General features: G+C 65.2%; 1 protein-coding gene. It reads right to left on the reverse strand.

The features are described 5' to 3' along the window. Positions 1 to 520: ABC transporter substrate-binding protein (locus H7I41_RS04345; protein ID WP_264011341.1), on the reverse strand; the 520-nt coding region annotated here is incomplete at both ends.

A 520-nucleotide genomic window follows, 5' to 3' on the forward strand; every position in this document is an offset into this window, starting at 1 on the left:
GACCACCAGGTTGCTCTTCTCGATGGCCGGCGAGGTGCTGAAGATATTGGCGGCGGTGACGGTTCCGCCGGTCAGCGCCTGCACGGTCGCGGGGCCGCCACCGTCGCTGATCGCGATGAAGTTCGCCGGCGAGATGTCCAGCCCGTACTTCTCCTTCAAGCCGACCAGACCGGTCTGACGGGTCTGAAACTCCGAGGGCCCACCGACTTTCACCTCCGCCGAGCGGGTGGCGAGATCGGCGATGGACTTCAGGTTCCAGCGCTGCGCCGTCTCCTCGGACACCGCCAGGGTGTCCTTGTCCTCGGCGGGCGAGGGATACAGGATCGACAGATCGCCGGGCAGCGCCTTGAGCAGCGCGATCAGCACCGCATCCGAGGTGGTCGCGGTCGCCTTCGCGTCGAAGTACTGCAGCAGGTTTCCGGTGTACTCCGGTATCAGGTCGATGGAGTGGTCCTGCACCGCGGGAATGTAGGTTTCTCGGCTGCCGATGCCGAACTGCCGTTTCACGGTGAAGCCGTTG

Source organism: [Mycobacterium] manitobense (genome assembly GCF_025821665.1).
In the GTDB taxonomy this organism is placed as follows: domain Bacteria; phylum Actinomycetota; class Actinomycetes; order Mycobacteriales; family Mycobacteriaceae; genus Mycobacterium; species Mycobacterium arseniciresistens.